This is a genomic window from Mesorhizobium sp. IMUNJ 23033 (assembly GCF_044778005.1).
GTDB classification, from domain to species: Bacteria; Pseudomonadota; Alphaproteobacteria; order Rhizobiales; family Rhizobiaceae; genus Mesorhizobium; species Mesorhizobium amorphae_A.
Genome location: NZ_JBJACT010000010.1, coordinates 57,020 through 77,967, shown reverse-complemented (window position 1 = coordinate 77,967; position 20,948 = coordinate 57,020). Strand labels below are relative to the sequence as shown.

The window sequence follows — 20,948 nt, the reverse complement described above, 5'->3', positions numbered from 1 at the left end:
CTCAGGCCGCATCGCCGAACGAAGACTGGATGATCTTTTCCTCCGTCAGCTCGTCGCGCCTCAGATTGGCGACGATCCGGCCGTTCTTGAACACATAGACATGGTCGCAATTGTCGAGCTCTTCGGTTTCGGTTGTGTACCAGAGGAAGGTGCGGCCGCGCCTAGCCTCTTCGCGCACGAGGTCGTAGACTTCGAGCTTGGTGCCGATGTCGACGCCGCGCATCGGATCGTCCATGAGCACGATTCTTGCATCGGAGCCCAGAGCCCGCGCGAACAGAGCCTTCTGCTGGTTGCCGCCGGACAGCGAGAAGATGTTGTTGCTCATGTCAGGGGTGCGGATGCCGATCTTCTTTTGCCAGAAATCGGCGAGCTCCGCCTCGCGCTGCGGCGAGATCAAGAACCCGCTGCGCAGCCGCGCCAGCGATCGGATGCCGATGTTTTCCGATATCGACCATTGCGGAAAGATGCCGTCCGACTGGCGGTCACCGGCCACCAGCGCCACCGGCGCGGTCACTTCGATGCCGGCCTTGGCGCGCCCGGCGGCGGTAAAGATCGCCAGCAGCAGGTCCGTCTGCCCATGACCGGCGAGCCCGGCCAGGCCGATGATCTCGCCGGCATGTGCGACAAGCTCCTTGCCGTCCTGCTGCCGCGTGGGGCGTGCGCGGACCCGCAACGGGCCGGCCTCGGTCTTAGCGGTCTCGGTCGCTGCCTTCTGATGTCCCTCGGCGCCGCCCATGGCGGTGACCAGCCTGTCGCGGTCGAAGGACTTTGCCGCGTCTGCGGCGACGACCTTGCCGTCGCGCATCACCACGATGCGGTCGGCATTCTGCAGCACCTCGCCCAGCACATGCGAGATCAGGATGCAGCTGCCGCCGCCGGCAACGAAGCGGCGCACGAAGGCAAGCAGCTGGCCGGCCGTATGCGCGTCGAGCGAGGAGGTCGGCTCGTCGAGGATGACCAGCTCGAGCGGATCCTGCGTCAGCGTGAAGGCACGCGCCACCTCCACCATCTGCCGCCTACCGATGGAAAGGTCGCCGGCGATGTCGAAGGCGGAAATGCCGTGGTCCGGAAAAATCTCGTCGAGCTTGGCGGCGATCAGGTCGGCCGCCTTGCGCCGCCAGCCGAAGCCGCTGAGCGACGGGTGGTTGATGCGCGTGTTCTCGGCGACGCTGAGGTTCGGACAGAGCGACAGCTCCTGGAACACGCAGCGTATGCCGAGTTGCTGTGCGCGCGGCACCGAAAAGTTGTCCTCGCTGGCCCCGCGCACCACGATCTTGCCGCTGTCGGGCACCAGCGTGCCGGCCACCATATGCATGAGCGTCGACTTGCCGGCGCCGTTATGGCCCACGAGACCGACGCATTCGCCGGCGCCTACATAAAAATCGACCCCGCTAAGGGCGCGGACGGCGCCGAAATGTTTTTCGGCGCCGTCCAGTCTGATGATGTCCGCGTTTGCATGAGGCATGCTCAACGATATCCGGTTGGCGATGCGAACGGCAACGTCTGTTCTGCCATCACTTGATGTTGGCTTTGATCGCCGCCATCGCGTCTTCCTGCGTGTATTCGTGCGTGGCGACGCCACCCTCCTTGATCTTCGGCAGCGCGGCTTCGAAATCGTCCTGGGTAAAGGCCAGATAGGGCACGAGCAGGTCGTGCGGGATATCCTTGCGGCCGTCGAGCACCTGCTGCGCCACCCAGAAGGCGAGCGAGGAGACACCGGGCGCGATCGACGCCGACCAGGTCTGGTAGCCGTCTTTGTCCTTCTGTTCCTTCCACCACTTCAGCTCGTCCTGGCGGTTGCCCATGATGATGGTCGGGCGCGGCTTGCCGGCGGCGGCGAAGGCTTGGGCGGCGCCATAGCCGTCACCGCCCTGGTCGACGATGCCGACGATGTCGGGCAGCGACGGCAGGATGGTCGCGACGGCCTTCTGCGCCGTGGTCTGGTCCCAGTCGCCGGTAACCGAACCGACGATCTTGAACTCGGGATGGGCGGCGACGCCTTCGAGGATGCCGGCATGGATGGCATCGTCGATCGAGGTGCCGGCCAAGCCGCGGATTTCCAGCAAATTGCCGCCCTTGGGCTGGAATTTGGCCATCTGCTCGACTTCCTGCCTGCCCATGTCCTTGAAGTCGACGACGACGCGGTAGGCGCAGGGCTCGGTGACGATGCCGTCGAAGGACACGACGACGATGCCGGCGTCGCAGGCCTGCTTGATGGCGCCGTTGAGCGCATCGGGCGAGGCGGAATTGATGACGATGGCGTCATAACCCTGCAGGATGAGGTTCTGCACCTGGGCGGCTTGAGTCGGCACTTCCTTGTCGGCCGTGGTGAAGATGTCTGCGGCCGCGACCACCTTGTCCTCGACCGCCTTCTTGGTGACGATGCCGTAGCTGTCGAGCATCGCCTGGCGCCACGAATTGCCGGCATAATTGTTGGAGAAGGCGATCTTCTTGCCGCTTGTGTCGGCTAGCGCCGTGCCCGAGGCGAGCATCGCCGCCAGAGCGCTCAGAACGAGTAGTTTCTTCATCTCAAAAATCCTCCCAGATGTTGTTGACTGCTGCAATTCCTGCCGGAGCGCGTCCGGCACACCTCCATGCCACGATGCCTTGGCATCGCTGCCGCCGGACCTTGGATCGGCGGCCGTCCCGAATTGAGCGCCAACGCGCTCAAAACAGCCTCAGTCCCGGCACGCGAACCCTTAGCCGGTAAAGCGAAGTCGACGCGGCGATGTAAAGGCTCCTCAGATCCTCGTCGCCGAAAGTGAAGTTGGCGCAGTATTCCGGCGTGCGTATGACACCCAGAAGGTCGCCCGATGCGTCGAAGACATGGATGCCGCCCGGGCCGGTGCAATAGAGATTGCCGCGGCTGTCGATCTTCATCCCGTCGGGCGTACCGGGCTCGCTGCCCTCGGTCACGGCCCAAACGGCGCCGCCATTCAGGTCGCCGTTCGCTTCCACGCCGAACACCCTGATATGGCCGCGCTCGGTATCGTTGATGAACAGGCGCGACTCGTCCAGCGAAAAGCAGAGCCCGTTCGGCTGCACAAAATCGTCGGCAAGCAGCGTCAGCCGGGCGCCGTCGCCGTCGATGCGGTAGACGCCCTGGAAGGCCAGCTCCTGGCGACGCGGCACGCCGTAGAATTCCATCCGCCCGAAGCTCGGATCGGTGAAGTAGATCGCCCCGCCCGTGGCGACGACGACATCGTTCGGGCTGTTGAGCTCCCTGTCGCCATGATGCGTTGCCAGCACGCTCACGCAGCCATTCGGCTCGGCGCGGGTGACACGGCTTGTCGCATGCTCGCAGGTGACCAGCCGCCCCTGACGATCCAGCGTATTGCCATTGGCCTTGTGGCTCGGATCGCGGAACGGTTCGATCTCGCCCGTGACAAGGCGGCGGTACATGCGGCTTTCCGGAATGTCGGAAAACACCAGCCATTTCTCATAGGGGTGCCATACCGGCCCCTCGGTGAAGCTGAAGCCGGTCGCAAGCCGTTCCATGGCGGCGTTGCCGACGACATCGCCGAAGCCGGAATGGCGGGCTCTCGCCGATATCGGCATTATTGGCTCTTCGGCTTTCCGACGGCCGTGCCGCCGACGAACCAGTCGCTGGCCGCGACGTCCTCGAACACCACCCAGATCGCTTCCCTGGGCAGTTCCGCGACCTCGCTGATTGCCTCGGTGACGCGGCGCGATATCTCGTCCTTGCGCTTTTGCGAATGGCCCTCGAGTATCCGTATGTTGACGAACGGCATGAGCGCTTCCCCGATATTTTCTTGTTGTGGGGCTGAGCCTAGTCACGGCCTTGGTGGCGCGATACCGGTCAAAGCGCAACGACGACTGTGCGTTTGCACACTTGCCGCTATCAAGGCGCGGCCACACCCGGGTAGCGTCCCCAAAACAGCAAGGGAACTGATAATGGCACAGCCTCGCATCGATCCAATCGTCCGCATAGCGGAATTGGAGATCGACCCTGATCAAATCGATGAATTCAAGGCCTTGCTTGCCGAAGAGATCGCAACGTCTGTAGAGCGCGAGCCCGGCGTGTTGTTCCTTTACGCCGTGTCGGTAAAGGGCGCGCCTTCAGCGGTGCGCGTCATCGAGTGTTACGCCGACCCGCTCGCCTACCAAGCCCATCTGACCACCCCGCACTTTCTCAAATACAAGACGCAAACGGCCGACATGGTAAGATCCCTTCGGCTGATCGAAACCGAGCCGATTGCTCTTGCAGCAAAGAGCGGCGAACACTCAAACGGAAAGGATCACTGATCCTGCTGCGGCGGCGCATGCGCCAGCCAGGCGTCGAGCCGGTCCTGCTCGCGGCGCAGCGCGTCGATGTTGATCAGGCCGCGCGCCATGGCAAGATAGATCGCCCGCGTGCGCGAGTTGAAGACGGAGGCCTCGCTGGCGCCCTCCTCCGGCGGCACGATGCCGAGCTTGTCGTAGACATGCTTGATGCGACTCTGCGCGCCACGGATCGACAGGCCCCGCCGCGCCGCGATGGCCCGATCGGTGAGACCCAGCGCGATGTCGATCAGGCTCTCATATTCACCGTCGGTGATGCCTTCGAAGCGGTCCTGCACGCGGTGCTGGATGCCACGGATCTCGCGGTCGATGATGCAGTGGCCTTCGCGGAACACGCCGCGCAGGGCCGAACGCATGCCCTCTTCCGTCGCCGATTTCAGCACATAGCCATAGACCGAGCCGGGCGGCACGATGCGCGCCACGCCCCTGACATAGGCCTCGTCGGCGAAATTCGACCAGAACAGGATGTGTGTGCCGGCGCGGCGGCTCCAGATCGCGCGCGCCACCTCGATCCCCGTCGCCTTGGGCAGCTGCAGGTCGAGCACGACATGCGGCGGCTCGCGCTCGGCCGCCAGGCTGATTGCGTCCGCGCCGTCGCCGGCTTCGATCACTTCGACGTCGCCCGGCCATAGCTGCTCGACGGTGCGGCGCGCGAAGGTGCGGTGCAGCCCGTCGTTCTCCGCAATCATCACCAGCATCACACCACCTCCGGCACGGCCGGTTCCCCGGGCATTGCGGCAGGCGTTGCCTGGGCCTTGCCCAAGGCGGGCTCGCGGTCGACCTCGATGACCACGCGCGTGCCACCCTTGCGGCTCGCCGGCTCAAAACGCAGCCGCGCCCCGACAAGGGCGGCCCGCGTATGCATGTGGCCGATGCCGCCCTGGGCGGCCGGATCGACCGCGCCGCAGCCATGGCCATCGTCGGTGACGATGACCCTGAACACGCTTTCGGTCGATGTCAGAAGCACCTCGATACGGCCAGGAGCTGCATGGCGCACCGCATTGTTGATCGCTTCCTGGACGATCCGGTAGAGCGCCGTGCGCATCGTCTCCGACAGGCTGTCGGCGCTGCCGTCGCTGGTGTCGGCGATGCGCACCGCTATCGGCGGCTTGGCTCTGGCGACGCTGCGGTTGAGATGCGCCTCGACGGCGTCGCGCAGGCCGAACAGTTCGAGCACGCTCGGCCGCATGTCGTCGACGATATGGCGCAGTTCGGTCAGGCAGCTTGCGATCTCCTGCTCGAGATCGGCAAGCTGGGCGGTTCGCGCCACGCCCTGGCTGCGAAACGCCGAGACCTGGCGTGCGATGCGGGCGAGGTCGCCAAGCGTCTGGTCGTGCAGGTCCATGGCCATGCGGCGGCGCTCGCGCTCCATGCCTTCGGTCAGCTGCGAGGCTCCGACCCGCAAAAGCTCGGCACGGTTGCGCGCCTCGCTCTCGGCCAGCATGGCGCGCCGCGCCTCCTCGGTCTGGATCAACGCGAAGATGTAGGGCGCGATCAGATCGGCGCATTGCTGGGCGACCGCCACGTCCGCCAGCGTGTAGCAGCCGACCTCGTGCCGGCTGATATTGAGGGCGCCGATGATGCTGCCTCGCGCCCTGAGCGGCACGATGATGCGGCTGCGCAGCTCGGCGGCGAAGATCGGCTCGTCGAACGCTCCCGCGAAGTGGAAGCGTGGGTCGACAACCGCGTTGTCCGACAACAGGTAGGGCGTCTCGCCCCACAGCACACGCCGGATCGGGCTGCCTTCCACCGGATGCTGCGCCAGTTCGCTCCAGCTGGTGTGGAAGCCGGCTTCGTAGCAGGCGTGCAGGCGTCCATCCTGCAACAGCACCGCCAGATCGATGTGATCGTGCGGAATGAGCGTGCCGATTTCGATGGCTGTTGCCCGAAATGCCGAGCCGGTATCGATATGGCCGGCCAGCGCCCGCGAAATGGCCACCAACCGGTCGATCAACTGGGGAGATACGTCCGACATGGTTCCTCCCTGCCATCACTGCAAATCGACCGGGCGCAGCGATGCCATTGCCAGCGTACGGCCGATACCCGGTTTGCCTGCAGTCCTCCCTGCCGGCGAAATAGTGGACGCTTGCCGATGCCGCTGTCAACGACGCCTCCCGTTGCGGCGGGCGATCAACTTGCAGTGCAACGATTGAAAACCCTTCCCCTCCTGGTCTAGGTCTGGGCCAGGAGACCAATGCATGGCAGCGACGCCGACTGTTGCTCAGGGCGCCCCGGGGATACCGGCGCGCTGGACGTCAAGCGCCAAGAGCGGCGTCGGCACCGCACTTTCAGCGGCCAGCCGCGTCTGGTTCACCATCAGCCACGGCATTTTGAACGAGATCTACTATCCGCGCCTCGACAGCGCCTGCACCCGCGACCTCGGTCTGATCGTCACCGGCCCCGGCGGCACTTTTTCCGAGGAAAAGCGCGACGCCAGGCATGAAATCGCGCCGTTCGAGGATGGCGTGCCCGGCTACAGCCTGATCAACACCGCCGCCGACGGAAGCTGGCGGATCGAAAAGCGCATCGTTACGGACCCGAAATGCCCTGCTCTGCTGCAGGAGATCGCCTTCACGCCACTGAAAGGCTCGGCTTCCGATTACCGCGTCTACGCGCTGCTGGCGCCGCACCTGGTCAATGCCGGCATGGGCAATACCGCCTGGGTGGGCGTCAAACCTGTCCTGTTCGCCTCCGGGCGCGGCGTCTCATTGGCGCTCGTCTCCTCGCTGCCTTGGGGCGCCTGCTCGGCCGGCTATGTCGGCATTTCCGACGGCTGGCAGCAACTCCGGAGGGATGGCCGCCTTGACCCGGCCAGCCAAAGGGCCGAAGACGGCAACGTGGCGCTGACCGGCGAGATCGGCTTTTCCGCCAAGGCAACCAAGGCCCTGCTGGCGCTCGGCTTCGGCGCGACGCCGGAGGAAGCGGCCGACAATGCTTCCGCCAGCCTGAAGCGAGGCTTCGAGCCGGTGGCGAAGTCTTATGTCCAGAGATGGCGCCAATGGCAGGATGGCCTGCTGCCGCTGGACCGCCATGCGGCGTCCGGCCTCAACACTTACCGCGTCAGCACCGCGGTCCTGGCCGCGCACCGTTCGTTCGCCGTGCCGGGCGCGGCGGTTGCCAGCCTGTCGATCCCCTGGGGGTTCAGCAAGGGCGACGACGATCTCGGCGGCTACCATCTGGTCTGGCCTCGCGACCTGGTCGAGACGGCGGGCGGCTTTCTGGCCGCAGGCGACGCCGGTGAGGCGCTGCGTATCCTCGCCTATCTCCGCTCCATCCAGCAGCCGGATGGCCATTGGCCGCAAAACGCCTGGCTCGACGGCTCGGCCTACTGGCCGGGAATCCAGATGGACGAATGCGCCTTTCCGCTGCTGCTCGCCGACGCGCTGCGCCGCGCCGGCCACCTCTCGGGCACGGCGCTGTCCGCCTTCATGCCGATGATCGAGAGCGCGGCGTCCTATGTCGTGCGCAACGGCCCTGTAACCGGCGAGGACCGCTGGGAGGAAGACGCCGGCTACAGCCCGTTCACACTTGCCGTCGAGATCTCAGCGCTGCTCGCGGCGGCGGACATGTTCAACGTCTCGGGAAAAACGGAGCCGGCAAACTATCTGCGCGAGACCGCCGATTGCTGGAACGACCAGATCGAGCGCTGGACCTATGCTTCCGATACGGCCCTGTGCACCGATACCGGCGTCAAAGGCTATTATGTCCGCATCGCGCCACCGGACGCTTCAGGCGCCGCCTCGCCGAAGGACGGTTTTGTCCCGATCAAGAACCGGCCGCCCGGCGACACCGACCGTCCGGCCGAAGCGATCGTCAGTCCGGATGCACTGGCGCTGGTGCGCTTCGGCCTGAGGGCGGCGAACGATCAGCGCATCCTCGATACGCTGAGGGTGATAGACGCCGCGCTGCGCTGCGACCTGCCGCAAGGGCCGCTCTGGTACCGCTATACGGGCGACGGCTATGGCGAGCACGAAGACGGCGCGCCTTTCGACGGAACCGGCCGGGGCCGGCCCTGGCCATTGCTGGCAGGCGAGCGCGCCCACTACGAACTCGCCGCCGGGCGCAAGGGCAAGGCAGCAGACCTGCTCGAAACCTTCGAAGCTTCGGCCGGAGAAGGCGGCCTGCTGCCCGAACAGGTCTGGGACGGCCCCGACATGCCGGAGCGCGAATTGCGGCGCGGCGCACCATCAGGCAGCGCCATGCCGCTGGTCTGGGCCCATTCCGAGCACATCAAGCTGCTGCGTTCGCTGCGCGACGGCGCGGTGTTCGACATGCCGCCGCAAGGCGTGAAGCGCTACATTGAGGACAAGACAACGTCGCCGCTCAGGATATGGCGCTTCAACAACAAGATCCGCACCATTCCCGCCGGCAAGGCGCTGCGCGTGGAACTCTCGGCACGTGGCGTGGTCCATTGGACGACCGACAAATGGCTGACCGTCCAGGACAGCAAGACCGCCGAGAACGCCTTCGGCGTCCATCTGGTGGACCTGCCGGTTAACGACATGCCGCCGGGCAACACCATCGTCTTCACTTTTTTCTGGCCCGACACCGGCCGTTGGGAGAATGTCGACTTCTCCGTCGGCATTGATGAGCCGGAATAGATCTTCGATTCCTCAAACGTTCAGGACGAGACCATGCAGATCGGAATGATGGGACTGGGCAGGATGGGCGCCAACATGGTGCGCCGCCTCATGCGCGACGGCCACGAATGCGTCGTCTACGACATCAACCCGGCGAGCGTCGCCGCCCTGGTCAAGGACGGCGCCGTTGGTGCTGCTTCGATGGAGGAGTTCGTCGGCAAGCTCACCAAGCCGCGCAGCGCCTGGCTGATGCTGCCGGCAGCGATCACCGGCAAGATCGCCGACCAGGTGGCGGCACTGATGGAACCCGGCGACATCATCATCGACGGCGGCAATTCCTACTACCACGACGCCGTCGACCAGGCGGCCGAGCTCGCGGCCAAGGGCATCAGCTATGTCGATGTCGGCACCAGCGGTGGCGTCTGGGGCCTGGAGCGCGGCTACTGCCTGATGATCGGCGGCCCCGACGAGGCGGTGCGCCATCTCGACCCGATCTTCGCCACGCTGGCGCCCGGCGCCGATGCCGGCGCCACCCCGGCCAAGGACGGCGGGACCGCCCCCTTCGGCTACCTGCATTGCGGGCCGAGCGGCGCAGGCCATTTCGTCAAGATGGTCCATAACGGCATCGAATACGGCGTCATGGCCGCCTATGCCGAAGGTATGAACATCCTGAAGTCGGCGAATGCCGGCAAGCGGCAGCGCACGGCGGACGCCGAGACCAGCCCGCTGGAAAACCCGCAATATTACCAGTTCGATATCGATCTCGCAGAGGTGGCCGAGGTCTGGCGCCACGGCAGCGTCATCGGTTCCTGGCTGCTCGACCTGACCGCCGGTGCGCTGAAGTCCGATTCGGCACTGACCCAGTTCGGCGGCCGGGTTTCGGATTCCGGCGAAGGACGCTGGACGCTGAAAGCGGCGATCGACACCGGCGTGCCGGCGCCGGTCCTGTCCTCGGCCCTATTCGACCGCTTCTCCTCGCAAGGCGAGTCCGAATTCTCCGACAAGCTTCTGTCCGCCATGCGCTATGCCTTCGGCGGCCATGTCGAGAAGCCGAAGGCCGGCGCCTGAGGGGAGATAAGATGAGCCAGGAACGGTCCGACACGCTGGTGCTCTTCGGAGCGACCGGCGACCTCGCCCACAAGAAGATTTTCCCCGCCCTCTACCAGATGGTCGCCAAGGGGACGCTGACCGAGCCGGTGATCGGCGTCGCCTTCGACCCCTGGGACATCGGCAAATTGCAGGCGCGCGCCCGCGACGGCATCGTCAATGCGCTGGGCAGCGTCGACGACGAGGTCTTCGCCAAGCTCGCCTCGCAATTGCGCTATGTCAGCGGCGACTATCGCGATGGGGCGACCTTCGAGAAGCTCAAGACGGCACTCGGCTCGGCGCAGCGGCCGCTGCACTACATGGCGGTGCCGCCGACCATGTTCGAAACCGTGGTCCAGGGGCTGGAACAGTCCGGCACCGCGCATGCCGCGCGCCTGATGGTGGAAAAGCCCTTCGGCCACGATCTGCAATCGGCGCGCTGGCTGAACCGCGTGCTGCATCTGGTGTTCGACGAGCAGTCGATCTTCCGCATCGACCACTATCTCGGCAAGGAAGCGATCCAGAACCTGCTCTATTTCCGCTTCGCCAATTCCTTCCTCGAGCCGATCTGGAACCGCAACTTCGTCGAGAGCGTGCAGATCACCATGGCCGAGGATTTCGGCATCGAGGGGCGCGGCCGCTTCTATGACGATGTCGGCTGCATCCGCGACGTCATCGAAAACCATCTGCTCAACATATTGCTGCTGCTCGCCATGGAGCCGCCGGTCGGCCGCTCCGCCGACGATCTGATCGACGAGAAGGTGCAGGTGCTCCGCGCGATCCGCACGCTGACCAAGGACGACGTCGTGCGCGGCCAGTTCACGGGCTATCTCGCCGAGCCCGGCGTGGCGCCGAACTCGCCGGTCGAGACCTTCGCCGCGGTGCGCTTCTTCGTCGACACATGGCGCTGGCAGGACGTGCCATTCTTCGTCCGTGCCGGCAAGAATATGCCGGTGCACGCCACCGAGGTGATCGTGCGGCTGAAACGGCCGCCGCTCGACGTCTTCGATCCGATCGAGCCCGGCGACGCCAACTATGTTCGCTTCCGCATCGATCCGCTGGTGGCGATCTCGATCGGTGCCCAGCGCAAGCAGGCCGGCGACGACATGGTCGGCGAGCAGGTGGAACTCACCGCGCTCGACGACAGCAAGGACGACATGCCGCCCTATGAGCGGCTGATCGGCGATGCCATGAACGGCAATGGCCAGCTATTCACCCGTCAGGACGCCAGCGAACTGGCCTGGCGCATCGTTGGTCCGGTTCTAGGCGACACCACGCCGCCGCATGCCTACGAGCCGAAGACCTGGGGACCGGAAGACGCCATGAACGGCTTCGGCCCGCCAAACGGCTGGATCAATCCGTCGAAGTAATTTCCGGGAGGCAAGGCGATGGCCAAAACGACCAAGCCGGCCGTGGCAAACGGCGAACAGATCGTGCTGTCGATCGACATCGGCGGCTCGCACGTCAAGATCCTGACCAGCGCCGGCGGCAAGGAGCGCCGCGCCGATTCCGGACCTGGACTTACGCCGCAGCAGATGATCGCGGCAGTGAAGACGCTGGCCGAGGGCCTGCCCTATGACGTCGTCGCGATGGGCTATCCCGGCCCGGTGACCCACAACCGGCCGATGATCGATCCCGCGAATCTTGGCAAGGGCTGGGCCGGCTACGATTTCGCCGCCGCCTTCGGCAAGCCGGTGAAAGTCGTCAACGACGCGCTGATGCAGGCCATCGGCAGTTACGAGGGCGGCCGCATGCTTTTCCTTGGCCTGGGAACCGGCCTGGGTGCGGCGATGATCGTCGACAATGTCGCCCAACCGATGGAGCTGGCGCACCTTCCCTACAAGAAGGGCGGCAGCTTCGAGGATTATGTCGGCGAGCGCGGCCTGGAAAAGCGCGGCAAGAGGAAATGGCGCAAATACGTCTTCGATGTTGTCGACCGGCTTCGCGCCGCCATGCAGCCCGACTACGTGGTCATCGGCGGCGGCAATGTCGACAAGCTCGACGAATTGCCTGCTGATTCGCGGCGCGGCGACAATACGCGAGCCTTCGAAGGCGGATTTCGACTGTGGCGCGACAAGGCGCTGATCGTCTGATAGTATTACGATTCAGTATAGTTGTTCAAAATTACGTGTGATGTGGCACGAAGTCATTGCGCCGGGCAGATTTGCCGACTAGGAGTGCCACCACCCCCCACCGACGGAGAGATAAATTGGCCGACGACAGCAATAACGCTCGCAAAGACATCGATCTGCTCGAGCTCACCGCCCACATCGTGTCCGCCTACGTCGAGAAGAACCGCTTGCCCGCTTCCGGCCTCAGCGACCTCATCGCCAGCGTCAGCGCCTCGATCAGCGGCCTCGGCCAGTCGGCCGTTCCCGAGGCAGCGCCGCTGGTACCCGCGGTCAATCCCAGACGGTCGGTGACGCCGGACTACATCATCTGCCTCGAGGACGGCAAGAAGTTCAAATCGCTGAAGCGCCATCTCGGCGTTCATTTCGGCCTGAGCCCGGAGGCCTATCGCACCAAATGGGGCCTGCCGTCCGACTATCCGATGGTCGCCCCCAACTATGCGGCCTCGCGCTCCGCGCTGGCGAAGTCGATCGGCCTTGGCCGCAAGGCCGCCGCGCCGGAACCGGTCAAGACAAAGGGCAGGAAAGCCAAAGCCGCGGCTTGAGGCGTGGCCCTGCGCCAATGGTCTGTCAGATAGCTTCCCTCCGGGGAAAGATCCTTGGGGAGCGATTCTGACAGGCCATGCAGTTCAGAAACAAGACCGACGAGTATTTTGCCGATGGGCTTAAGAGATTTGGGTCGCGGTATGACATCCTGCGTGGGTCAGAGTTTGAGCTAAGATATAATAGGCTGATCGAAAAATATGGGAGAGCATTTGAACTCTCACCGGTCACTTGTAGGGACATTGATGGGGTTGAGGTAGAAGCATATCGAACCAAGGGGCATCCATTCTTCGTATTGTTCTACGCAACGCAGAAAGATGCGATTGGCAGTCCTTTCTACGTGATGACCGAACTGCACGGTCAGATATCTCGCCCGGATACTCTGTTTAAACTCGACAATCCCATAGGTCTGTCCTTGGCGCACGCTCACCGTGGCGGCATAGATCACCTCTGCTTTACGGACGATCTCGAATTCCTGATAGTTCGAGACCAAAATGATATAGTCGCGGGCTACGGAAGAGCGGCTGGTTGGCTGAAGGCATTTCGAAAGTCCTATCCCGAACTTATTGTTTGAAGGTCAGGCCGTTGACAGCCAGCCTCTGTGGCTGAGATGGAGCGGCCACGTATTTTCTCGGGGGAGCGGCCATGAACTATGCCAGGATGGTGATCGAGAAAGAGGCGCCGGAGGAATACGGCTACGATCGTATCCGCTACAATCTTTCCGAAAGCTCGATCGCCGACCAGAAGCTCTCCGACATCGGCCTGTCGCTGCCCGACCTGACGCTGTTCTATGGCGAGCATCGCGGCGACAAGGAATTGCGGGCGCTGATCGCGGCGCAGGATGAGGGGATTTCGCCGGACGACGTGCTGGTCACCGCGGGTGCCGCCGGCGCGCTGTTCATCATCTCGACCTCGCTGCTGTCCGAGCGCGACCATCTCGTCGTCGTCAGGCCCAACTACGCCACCAACATCGAGACGCCGAAGGCAATCGGCTGCGCCATCTCCTATGTCGATCTCGATTTCGATGAAGGCTTCGCCATCGACGTCGCCCGCGTGGCCGCGGCGATCCGACCTAACACTCGTCTGATCAGCGTCACCTGCCCGCACAACCCGACCGGCACGATGATGAGCCAAACCGAACTCGACGCGCTGGTGGCGCTCGCCGAGAGCCGACAATGTTATCTGCTGGTCGACGAGACCTATCGCGACCTCTCCTATGGACGGCGCCTGCCTTCGGCGGCATCGCTGAGCTCCAGGGCGATCAGCGTCTCGTCGCTGTCCAAGGCCTTCGGCATTCCGGGCATCCGCATCGGCTGGCTGGTCACACGCGACGCGGGGCTGCAGGAGACGTTCCTGGCCGCCAAGGAGCAGATCGGCATTTGCGGCAGCGTCATCGACGAAGGCATCGCGCGCGGCATGCTTGAGCGCCGCGACGTCTTCCTGGCGGCACTGCTGCCGGACATGGCCAGGCGCCGCGACATCGTCCAGGCATGGATCGACCGCGAACCGCTGGTCGACTGGGTGCGGCCCGAGGGCGGCGTTGTCGGCTTTCCCAGACTGAATGTCGGCCCCGAATTCGATCTCGACCGGTTCTACAGCGATCTGCTGGAGCGCCACGGCGCCTATGTCGGCCCCGGCCACTGGTTCGACATGCCGAAGCGCTTCTTCCGTGTCGGCTTCGGCTGGCCGAAGGAGGCCGACTTGCGCGGCGGCCTCGACGCCGTCTCCGCCGCGCTGAGGGTGTGATCCTGGCCCCATCTGGCGGACAGACCGGAAATCCCTTGATCCAGCGCTAATTCTGGCGCACATGCCGCAGCGAACTTTGCTAAAAGTTCCTTGGCCGGAACAGCGCCCACCGTGGAAGTGCCCCGCCGGCCGATGTCTTCGCAACGGGGCCCTAACTCATGACTGCAGAACAGATATCGCCGGACCAGCGCTATGCGGCCTTCCGGCACAAAGCCTTCCTGAGCTACTGGACGGCGCGCTTCCTCGGCACATTCGCGACCATGATCGTCTCCGTCGCGGTCGGCTGGCAGATCTACGACCTGACGCGCGATCCCTTCGATCTTGGCATTGTCGGCATCGTCCAGTTCCTGCCGTCGCTGCTCCTGGTGCTGGTCACCGGCGTCGTCGCCGATCGCTTCGGCCGCCGTCTGATCATGGCACTGTCGACGCTGATCGAGGCAGGCTGTGCACTCGTTCTCCTGGCCTTGACGTTGCGCGGTCTCGTCAGTCCGCTGCCGATCTTCGCCGTGCTCGCTCTGTTCGGCGTCGCGCGCGCCTTTTTCGGACCGGCTTCGTCCTCGCTGTTCGCCAATCTTGTGCCGCCGGAGGATTTCGGCAATGCGATTGCCTGGAACTCGTCCGCCTGGCAGACGGCGACCATCGTCGGCCCGGTCGCCGGCGGCCTGCTCTATGGCCTCTCGGCGGAGATTGCCTACGCCACCGCCGCCATCCTGATGGCGGTGGCCGCCCTGCTGATCTTCACCATTCCGAAGCCGGCCCAACAGAGCGCCACCGACAAGCCGACGATGGAGACCCTCTTTGCCGGCTTCCGCTACATCTGGAGCGAGAAGATCGTGCTCGGCGCCATCTCGCTCGATCTGTTCGCCGTGCTTCTGTCCGGGGCGTCGGCGCTGTTGCCGGTCTATGCGCGCGACATTCTGGAACTCGGCCCCTGGGGTCTCGGCCTGCTGCGCTCGGCTCCAGGCATCGGCGCCATCTGCGTCGCCGTCTGGCTCGCCGGGCACCCGCTTCGCGATAACGCCGGCAAGATCATGCTAGGCTTCGTCGCTTTGTTCGGCGCCTTCACGGTGCTGTTCGGGCTTTCGACCATCACGTGGTTGTCGATCGCAGCGCTTGCCTTCCTCGGCGCCACCGACATGTTCAGCGTCTACATCAGGGAGACGCTGATCCAACTATGGACACCGGACGAGGTGCGCGGTCGCGTCAACGCCGTCAACCAGGTGTTCGTCGGCGCCTCCAACGAGGTCGGCGAGTTCCGCGCCGGCACCATGGCGGCGCTGATCGGCACTGTGCCTGCGGTGGTGATCGGCGGCGTCGGCGCAGTGGCCGTCGCCGGGTTGTGGGCCTATCTGTTTCCGGCGCTACGGAAGGTCCGCCACCTGAACGGACGGAACTGAAATCTACCGAACAGCCGGCCTGCCGAAAATCAGTTCCAAAAATTCGCCGAGCCAGCGCTTCAGGTGCATGTCCCAGATCAGCCGGCCGCCGAGATGGTCGCGGCCGGGCTGGGCGCCAGGCAACTCGAAACGGTGCGCGCCGCGCACCACCCAGCGCTGCATCATCACCCGGGTCAATTCGCCATGGAACTGGATGCCCCAGGCATTGTCGCCATAGCGGAAGGCCTGGTTGGGGTAGGTCTCTGAGGTCGCCAGCAGCGTCGCATCCCTGGGCAGGGAAAACCCCTCGCGGTGAAACTGGTAGACCATCTCCGGCCAGTGCATCAGCTTCTTGCCGGCTTCGGTGGCTTTCAGCGGATACCAGCCGATCTCGACCAATCCCTCGCCATGACCCTCGACCTTGCCGCCGAGATGGTTGACCAGCATCTGCGCGCCGAGGCAGATGCCGAGCAAAGGCCGGTTCTCCTTCAGCGGAACGTTGAGCCAGTTGGTCTCGCGGCGGACGAACTCGTCCTCGTCATTGGCACTCATCGGCCCGCCGAACACCACGGCCCCGGCATGGCCGTCCAGCGTACCGGGCAATTCATCGCCGAGCGGCGGCCGGCGGATGTCGAGATCGAACCCCTCTTCCAGCAGCATATGGCCGACGCGTCCGGGGCTCGAATTCTCCTGATGCAGCACGATCAGGATTCTTGGCTTCGAACTCTGCTTGGGCGGCATCGGCGGGCAGGACCCTATTCGTCGCTTGAGGTTCCGCTGGCGCCCGGCGCTTGCGCGGCCGCCTTGCGGCGCGCCTCGACCCGGTCGCGGCGTTCGACGCCGATCAGTTCGGCGACGCGCCAGACCGTGTTGTCCTCCAGCTCGTGCAACTCGCCGTCGGCATAGACGATCTCCCACATCAGGCCGATGAAGGCCTTGCGCGCCTCGGCGTCGAGATGGCGCTTCAGCACGCTGGTGAAGGCATAGAGATCGATCGCCTCATTGTCGGCGTGCTCGCCGGCGGCGGCCAGTGCGTCGAGTTCTTCGCCGCTGATCGAATAGCTTTGCGCCAACACCTGCTTGAACCGCTCCCACTCGATGTCCTGGCGCACGCCATCGGCACTCATGACATGGTAGAGCAGCGCCGACGCGGCAATGCGCGGATCATCCGCGTTGGCGCGGGCTCCGGTACCGCCCGGCAAATCCTTAAGAAACGACAAGACGCGTTCGAACATCACTTCATTCCCAATCGGCCGAGCCTCAAAACAATCGAAACCGGCGCGGCGACTTTTCCGCTTCCTCGTCGGGGTCGACGCCGGGATCGTCGGGCAGCCTGGCCAGCTCCTCCGCCGGTTCGACCGCCTCGGAATCGGCCGGCACAGCGGCAAAGGCGGCGGCGGTGACCGGCGTAACCCGGTCCTCATCATTTTCCGCCACGGCCCCGGCCGCGGCTGCCGTCTTGCCGGCGGAGACGGCCGGATGATCGATCACGTCGGCAGGCTTTTCCTTGACCGATACGACCGGCGCAGAAATGGCCGGCACGACAGCCTCCGGCAAATCCTCGTGGCTGTCGATCAGCTGGCCGAGCCGTTCCATCGGCGCGCGCCATTCGAAGGCGTCAAGTTTGCCGGTGACCGGCGACACCGGCGCCCAGCGTTCCGAGATGACGCCGTCGGCGACCCAGGCCGGATCGCGCAGTGCCCTGACCGCCTTGGACAGCAATTGCCGCACCTTGCCCTGGTCACCGGTCTCGGCTTCCTCGATGTCGGCGAGCAGCAAATAGGCACCCTCGCGTCGATCCATGCGGATCGCGGCCTCGGCCTCGCGCCGCGCCGTGGCAAAATCCTGCGCGTCGAGCGCGGCGCGCGCCACCGTCAGCGAGGATTCGGTATGGTTCTTCTTCATCTCCTGCAGCTTCTTTGCCCGGTTCAGCCGGTCGAGCACCGCGTCGCCCGGCCTGGCATGGGTGTAGAGCTCGGCGATCTCCGGATGCGGCTCGGCACGCCAGGCCGTTTCGAGGATCTTGGAGCCCTTGCGCACATCGCTCTGCTTGAACAGCAGGCTTGCCGCGGCGACCGCCGCCGGCGCGAAATCCGGCTGCAGCTTGTTGGCCTCGAGCGCAGCGGTCCTGGCGGCATTGGGGTCGCTGTCGATCAGCGCCTGCGCCTTGGCGGTGAGCAGCACGGCGCGGCGCCGGTTGGCGGCATCACGCTCGATCTGCCGCGTCGATTTCTGCGCCTCGACCAGCTTCAGCGCGCCGTCCCAGTCGCCGCGCCCGGTCAATTCTTCCAGCGTCGATTCGGCGGCCCAGGCGAGTTGCGGCGCCACTGCCGCGGCGCGGCCGGCATAGTGCCTGGCGGCGTTGCGGTCGCCGAGGCGCTCGGCCTCGAGATAGAGCCCGCGCAGGCCGAGCAGCCGCATTTCCGGATCGTCGAGCATGCTTTCGAATTTCTCGCGCGCGCCTTCATGGTCGCCTTCGAGCAGCGAGGCCTGCGCTTCCAGGAGATGGATAAGCGGCTCCTGGTCGGAGCGGATCAGCTTGGCCGCTTCCTTGGTCTTCTTGCGGGCCAGCGCGCCATCGCCGGCGCCGGCGGCGATCATACCGGTCGACAGCGCCTGGTAGCCGCGGTCGCGGCGGCGCACGCGGAAATAGCGCGAGATGGTGTAGGGGCTGTTCCACAGCGACTTGATCAGCCACCAGAAGATCATCACCGCGGCGACCACGGCAACCACCGCCACCGCCGCGACCATCAGCGTCACCTGATACTGGTAGCCGTTGAAGGTGATGACCATCTCCCCGGGCCGATCGGCCAGCCAGGCGAAGCCGAGGCCGAGCGCGAAGACCACGGCGAGGAAAAACAGGATGCGGATCATCGGATTTTCCTCACGCCTTCATCGCACCGGCAATCAATGAATCGATCTGCTTCTCGACCTCGAGGCGGGCCTTCAGTTTGCCGGCAAACGCGGCACCGGCCGTTTTCACCGCTTCGGGCAAGGTCTCGTATTCGGCGAGCGCCTTGGCATAGTCGCCCTGGTTGACCGCGACCTCCATGCGCGCCACCGTCTCGGGGGCGCCTGCGCCTTCGACAGCGCCGATCGGCCTGACCTTGACCAGCGATTCGGCGCTCGTCATCAGGTTCTGCAGGAAGCTTGCGTTCTGGTCGACGGGCGTGGCGGCGGCAACCATGGCGCTGGCCGCGGCGTCGGCCTCGGCCGTGATCTCGGTTCGGGTCGAAACCCCCTTCTCGGCATAGGCGCGCAGCGTCGCGATCTCCGGCGCGTCGGGCGAAATCGCCGCGAAGGTTTCGAGTTCGGCGGCGAAGGGCGCGCCACGGTCGAGTGCCGCCTTCAGCGCCGAGGCGGCGATGGCCAAAGCGATCTTCGGCTGCGAGGCCTGGGCCTCGACCTTGCCGGAAAGCTGCGATACCGACTGTTCCAGCGCGGTGAGCCGGCCTTCCTGCGCCGTCGCTGCCTCGCCGGCCGATTTCACCAGTGCGTCGAGCCCGGCGAGCTTTTCATTGAGCGGGCCGAGATCGACCGCTGCGGCACCGCCGGCCTTTTGAAGGTCGGCAACCGCCGTCTCGACCTGCTTGACCTTGTCGCCAAGCGCGGCAAGCCCGGCATTGTCGCCGGCGCCACCTTGCTCGACCGCCGATTTCAGCGCCGCGACATCGGTCTTGACCTGATCCAGGGCCGTCGACAGGCCATCGACCTTGGCTGAGGCGTCGCCGTTGCCGCCCGCTTCCTTCAAGCCGGCAATCTCGCTCTTCAGCGCGGCGATCTCGCCATTGACGCCATCGAGCGACACGCCGCCGGCGCCCGGCCCGGGCGCGCCGAGCAGGCCGGCGAACTGCAGCCCGCCGGCACCGGCCAGCGCAATGACGCCGCCGATGATGCCGGCGGCAATGCCGTTGATGCCGCTGCGCTTCGGCGGCGCCACGGTGTCGTTCCGGACCTGGCTCGTCCTCGGCTTCTCTTCCGCCGGCTTGGCGGAGGCGTCCTCGAAATTATAGTCGGTGGCTTTTGGCTGTTCCGATGCCGCCTTCTCGGTTCCGGGATAGGTGACTTCCGGTTCGTGGGACCCCTTCATGGAAGCGTCCGCCTTCTGGTCCGTACCGGCCTGCGGCGCGGCGTCGGTGTGTTCCCACGGCTCGAGGTCGGTCTGGTCGGCATGGACGGGCTCTTCCGGTGTCTCCGGCGGAGCCTCCGGCTGCGACGCGTCGACGGCATCCTCCGCTTTCGCCTCGGCCCCGGCCTTTGCCGCGTCCTCGTCGACGATACGCGACACGGAGCCGGGCTCGAGCTCGATCGTCACCGGCTCGCGGCGGCTTTTCGAATGTCGCATCTTCGGCGTCTTGACCATGCTTGGGCTCCGCAAAATAGGCTTGGGATGGTTCAAAGGGTGTCGAGTTAAGGATGCTCTAGCACATCACCAAGCGGTGAAAAGGGGCGGTGTGATGACGCGGGTTCAGCGCCAAGCTCGCAACAGCTCCAGCAGCGCCTCCTCCTGCGGTTCCGGCGCGATCTCGATCCTTGACCCGGCGATGCTTTCGAAGGCTGCGGCAATACGTCCCGACAGAGCGAAAAATGTGGTCTTTTCAAAAAGATCACGCAAAGCGGGCCGCCGGATCAGGGTCTCCGTCGCCGCTGCCGCCTTGGCAGAATAGAGCAGAACGGCTTCGACCGGCCGGCTGGACAGGCGCGCAAGCAGGTCCGCGTCGGAATAATCCAGCGCAAGCGTGTCGTAGGTCTCGATGGCGCGGACCCTGACGCCGGCTGCCATGAGCCGCTCCTTGAAGGCCGGAAAGCGCACGCGTCCGGCGAGATAGACGATCGTCCCTGCCGAATAGCCGGCAACGATCGCGTCGGCCAGCGCGGTGGCATCGCCCGGACCTTCGCCGACCGACAGGAAACCTGCCTTGCGCGCCGCATGCGCCGTCCTGTTGCCGACGGCATGACAGGGCAGGCCGGCGAGCGCCGCGATCAGTTCTTTCGGCGCATGACGCACCGCGTTGGCGCTGGTGACCGCGACGGCCGCTGCATCCATTGCGGCGGCGCCGGCGGCGACCGGCAGCGGCACGGTCTCGGTCAATGGCAGCAGGATCGGCTGAAAACCCATGTCCTGCAGCCGCCGCATCGTGCGCGAGGCGCCGGGTTCCGGCCTCGTCACCAGGACGCGGACCATG

The 20,948-nt window shown here is 65.2% G+C and carries 20 protein-coding genes; 9 read left to right on the top strand and 11 right to left on the bottom strand.

The genetic code is table 11. The features are described from left to right. Position 1: 1 nt before the first annotated feature. The 4 genes from ACFX5Q_RS13565 to ACFX5Q_RS13550 all read right to left on the bottom strand — a co-directional run bounded on the left by ACFX5Q_RS13565 (position 2) and on the right by ACFX5Q_RS13550 (position 3,752). On the bottom strand, positions 2–1,465 hold the full coding sequence (locus tag ACFX5Q_RS13565) for a sugar ABC transporter ATP-binding protein (protein WP_404278559.1): 1,464 nt from the start codon (positions 1,463–1,465) through the stop codon (positions 2–4). A 49-nt stretch (positions 1,466–1,514) separates the two neighbouring features. After that, positions 1,515–2,528 carry an ABC transporter substrate-binding protein gene (locus ACFX5Q_RS13560; RefSeq protein ID WP_404278557.1) on the bottom strand — a complete coding sequence of 338 codons (1,014 nt, stop codon included), beginning with the start codon at positions 2,526–2,528 and terminating at the stop codon, positions 1,515–1,517. Between the two features lie 139 nt (positions 2,529–2,667). Beyond that, on the bottom strand, positions 2,668–3,558 hold the full coding sequence (locus ACFX5Q_RS13555; RefSeq protein ID WP_404278555.1) for an SMP-30/gluconolactonase/LRE family protein: 891 nt from the start codon (positions 3,556–3,558) through the stop codon (positions 2,668–2,670). After that, a complete protein-coding gene (locus tag ACFX5Q_RS13550; RefSeq protein WP_120014410.1) occupies positions 3,558–3,752 on the bottom strand; it encodes a 4-oxalocrotonate tautomerase family protein in 195 nt (64 codons plus the stop codon). Before ACFX5Q_RS13550 ends, ACFX5Q_RS13555 begins: the two co-directional genes overlap by 1 nt. A gap of 163 nt (positions 3,753–3,915) precedes the next feature. Here ACFX5Q_RS13550 and ACFX5Q_RS13545 point away from each other — a divergent pair, with 163 nt between their 5' ends. After that, entirely contained in the window at positions 3,916–4,266 is a 351-nt protein-coding gene (locus ACFX5Q_RS13545; RefSeq protein ID WP_404278553.1) for a putative quinol monooxygenase, read from the top strand. Here ACFX5Q_RS13545 and ACFX5Q_RS13540 read toward each other — a convergent pair. Continuing rightward, the gene (locus ACFX5Q_RS13540) at positions 4,260–5,000 is read right to left on the bottom strand and encodes a response regulator (protein ID WP_404278551.1); all 741 of its coding nucleotides are present in this window, start codon (positions 4,998–5,000) and stop codon (positions 4,260–4,262) included. The genes ACFX5Q_RS13545 and ACFX5Q_RS13540 overlap by 7 nt on opposite strands. Continuing rightward, on the bottom strand, positions 5,000–6,277 hold the full coding sequence (locus ACFX5Q_RS13535; RefSeq protein WP_404278549.1) for a histidine kinase: 1,278 nt from the start codon (positions 6,275–6,277) through the stop codon (positions 5,000–5,002). The genes ACFX5Q_RS13540 and ACFX5Q_RS13535 overlap by 1 nt, the downstream gene beginning before the upstream one ends. Before the next feature lie 223 nt (positions 6,278–6,500). On the opposite strand from ACFX5Q_RS13535, the gene ACFX5Q_RS13530 reads away from it, so the two are divergent. The 8 genes from ACFX5Q_RS13530 to ACFX5Q_RS13495 all read left to right on the top strand — a co-directional run bounded on the left by ACFX5Q_RS13530 (position 6,501) and on the right by ACFX5Q_RS13495 (position 15,783). Then, on the top strand, positions 6,501–8,903 hold the full coding sequence (locus ACFX5Q_RS13530) for a glucan 1,4-alpha-glucosidase (RefSeq protein WP_404278547.1): 2,403 nt from the start codon (positions 6,501–6,503) through the stop codon (positions 8,901–8,903). A gap of 33 nt (positions 8,904–8,936) precedes the next feature. Beyond that, on the top strand, positions 8,937–9,950 hold the full coding sequence (gene gnd / locus ACFX5Q_RS13525; protein WP_404278545.1) for a phosphogluconate dehydrogenase (NAD(+)-dependent, decarboxylating): 1,014 nt from the start codon (positions 8,937–8,939) through the stop codon (positions 9,948–9,950). Positions 9,951–9,961: 11 nt separating this feature from the next. Then, a complete protein-coding gene (gene zwf / locus ACFX5Q_RS13520) occupies positions 9,962–11,338 on the top strand; it encodes a glucose-6-phosphate dehydrogenase (RefSeq protein WP_404278543.1) in 1,377 nt (458 codons plus the stop codon). An 18-nt stretch (positions 11,339–11,356) separates the two neighbouring features. After that, positions 11,357–12,061, top strand: a complete 705-nt coding sequence (locus ACFX5Q_RS13515; RefSeq protein ID WP_404278541.1) for an ROK family protein — start codon at positions 11,357–11,359, stop codon at positions 12,059–12,061. Between the two features lie 116 nt (positions 12,062–12,177). Continuing rightward, positions 12,178–12,642 (top strand): MucR family transcriptional regulator, encoded by a 465-nt coding sequence (locus ACFX5Q_RS13510; RefSeq protein ID WP_404278539.1) that lies wholly within the window; start codon positions 12,178–12,180, stop codon positions 12,640–12,642. Positions 12,643–12,719: 77 nt separating this feature from the next. Further along, on the top strand, positions 12,720–13,214 hold the full coding sequence (locus ACFX5Q_RS13505; RefSeq protein ID WP_404278536.1) for a hypothetical protein: 495 nt from the start codon (positions 12,720–12,722) through the stop codon (positions 13,212–13,214). A gap of 71 nt (positions 13,215–13,285) precedes the next feature. Continuing rightward, the gene (locus ACFX5Q_RS13500) at positions 13,286–14,386 is read left to right on the top strand and encodes an aminotransferase class I/II-fold pyridoxal phosphate-dependent enzyme (RefSeq protein WP_404278534.1); all 1,101 of its coding nucleotides are present in this window, start codon (positions 13,286–13,288) and stop codon (positions 14,384–14,386) included. 158 nt (positions 14,387–14,544) lie between these two features. Next, positions 14,545–15,783: an MFS transporter gene (locus ACFX5Q_RS13495; RefSeq protein WP_404278532.1), complete on the top strand. Its 1,239-nt coding sequence runs from the start codon at positions 14,545–14,547 to the stop codon at positions 15,781–15,783. A 3-nt stretch (positions 15,784–15,786) separates the two neighbouring features. Here the strand turns inward: ACFX5Q_RS13495 and ACFX5Q_RS13490 are convergent, their stop codons facing one another. From ACFX5Q_RS13490 to ACFX5Q_RS13470, 5 genes are all read right to left on the bottom strand, one after another. After that, positions 15,787–16,503, bottom strand: coding sequence for a glutamine amidotransferase (locus tag ACFX5Q_RS13490; RefSeq protein WP_404278530.1), 717 nt, complete (start codon positions 16,501–16,503; stop codon positions 15,787–15,789). 14 nt (positions 16,504–16,517) lie between these two features. Further along, the gene (locus tag ACFX5Q_RS13485; protein WP_404278529.1) at positions 16,518–16,997 is read right to left on the bottom strand and encodes a TerB family tellurite resistance protein; all 480 of its coding nucleotides are present in this window, start codon (positions 16,995–16,997) and stop codon (positions 16,518–16,520) included. 25 nt (positions 16,998–17,022) lie between these two features. Next, a complete protein-coding gene (locus ACFX5Q_RS13480) occupies positions 17,023–18,636 on the bottom strand; it encodes a heme biosynthesis protein HemY (protein ID WP_404278527.1) in 1,614 nt (537 codons plus the stop codon). A 10-nt stretch (positions 18,637–18,646) separates the two neighbouring features. Next, positions 18,647–20,125, bottom strand: a complete 1,479-nt coding sequence (locus ACFX5Q_RS13475; RefSeq protein ID WP_404278525.1) for a COG4223 family protein — start codon at positions 20,123–20,125, stop codon at positions 18,647–18,649. 105 nt (positions 20,126–20,230) lie between these two features. Further along, positions 20,231–20,947: a uroporphyrinogen-III synthase gene (locus tag ACFX5Q_RS13470; RefSeq protein ID WP_404278523.1), complete on the bottom strand. Its 717-nt coding sequence runs from the start codon at positions 20,945–20,947 to the stop codon at positions 20,231–20,233. Between the last annotated feature and the right edge of the window lies 1 nt (position 20,948).

Coding starts and splice junctions, on each gene's coding strand:
- ACFX5Q_RS13535 (WP_404278549.1), bottom strand. CDS start 6,277: ATGTCGGACGTATCTCCCCAGTTGATCGACCGGTTGGTGGCCATTTCG.
- ACFX5Q_RS13540 (WP_404278551.1), bottom strand. CDS start 5,000: ATGCTGGTGATGATTGCGGAGAACGACGGGCTGCACCGCACCTTCGCG.
- ACFX5Q_RS13490 (WP_404278530.1), bottom strand. CDS start 16,503: ATGCCGCCCAAGCAGAGTTCGAAGCCAAGAATCCTGATCGTGCTGCAT.
- ACFX5Q_RS13505 (WP_404278536.1), top strand. CDS start 12,720: ATGCAGTTCAGAAACAAGACCGACGAGTATTTTGCCGATGGGCTTAAG.
- ACFX5Q_RS13515 (WP_404278541.1), top strand. CDS start 11,357: ATGGCCAAAACGACCAAGCCGGCCGTGGCAAACGGCGAACAGATCGTG.
- ACFX5Q_RS13480 (WP_404278527.1), bottom strand. CDS start 18,636: ATGATCCGCATCCTGTTTTTCCTCGCCGTGGTCTTCGCGCTCGGCCTC.
- ACFX5Q_RS13530 (WP_404278547.1), top strand. CDS start 6,501: ATGGCAGCGACGCCGACTGTTGCTCAGGGCGCCCCGGGGATACCGGCG.
- zwf (WP_404278543.1), top strand. CDS start 9,962: ATGAGCCAGGAACGGTCCGACACGCTGGTGCTCTTCGGAGCGACCGGC.
- ACFX5Q_RS13495 (WP_404278532.1), top strand. CDS start 14,545: ATGACTGCAGAACAGATATCGCCGGACCAGCGCTATGCGGCCTTCCGG.
- ACFX5Q_RS13545 (WP_404278553.1), top strand. CDS start 3,916: ATGGCACAGCCTCGCATCGATCCAATCGTCCGCATAGCGGAATTGGAG.
- ACFX5Q_RS13565 (WP_404278559.1), bottom strand. CDS start 1,465: ATGCCTCATGCAAACGCGGACATCATCAGACTGGACGGCGCCGAAAAA.
- ACFX5Q_RS13550 (WP_120014410.1), bottom strand. CDS start 3,752: ATGCCGTTCGTCAACATACGGATACTCGAGGGCCATTCGCAAAAGCGC.
- gnd (WP_404278545.1), top strand. CDS start 8,937: ATGCAGATCGGAATGATGGGACTGGGCAGGATGGGCGCCAACATGGTG.
- ACFX5Q_RS13470 (WP_404278523.1), bottom strand. CDS start 20,947: ATGGTCCGCGTCCTGGTGACGAGGCCGGAACCCGGCGCCTCGCGCACG.
- ACFX5Q_RS13560 (WP_404278557.1), bottom strand. CDS start 2,528: ATGAAGAAACTACTCGTTCTGAGCGCTCTGGCGGCGATGCTCGCCTCG.
- ACFX5Q_RS13475 (WP_404278525.1), bottom strand. CDS start 20,125: ATGGTCAAGACGCCGAAGATGCGACATTCGAAAAGCCGCCGCGAGCCG.
- ACFX5Q_RS13500 (WP_404278534.1), top strand. CDS start 13,286: ATGAACTATGCCAGGATGGTGATCGAGAAAGAGGCGCCGGAGGAATAC.
- ACFX5Q_RS13485 (WP_404278529.1), bottom strand. CDS start 16,997: ATGTTCGAACGCGTCTTGTCGTTTCTTAAGGATTTGCCGGGCGGTACC.
- ACFX5Q_RS13555 (WP_404278555.1), bottom strand. CDS start 3,558: ATGCCGATATCGGCGAGAGCCCGCCATTCCGGCTTCGGCGATGTCGTC.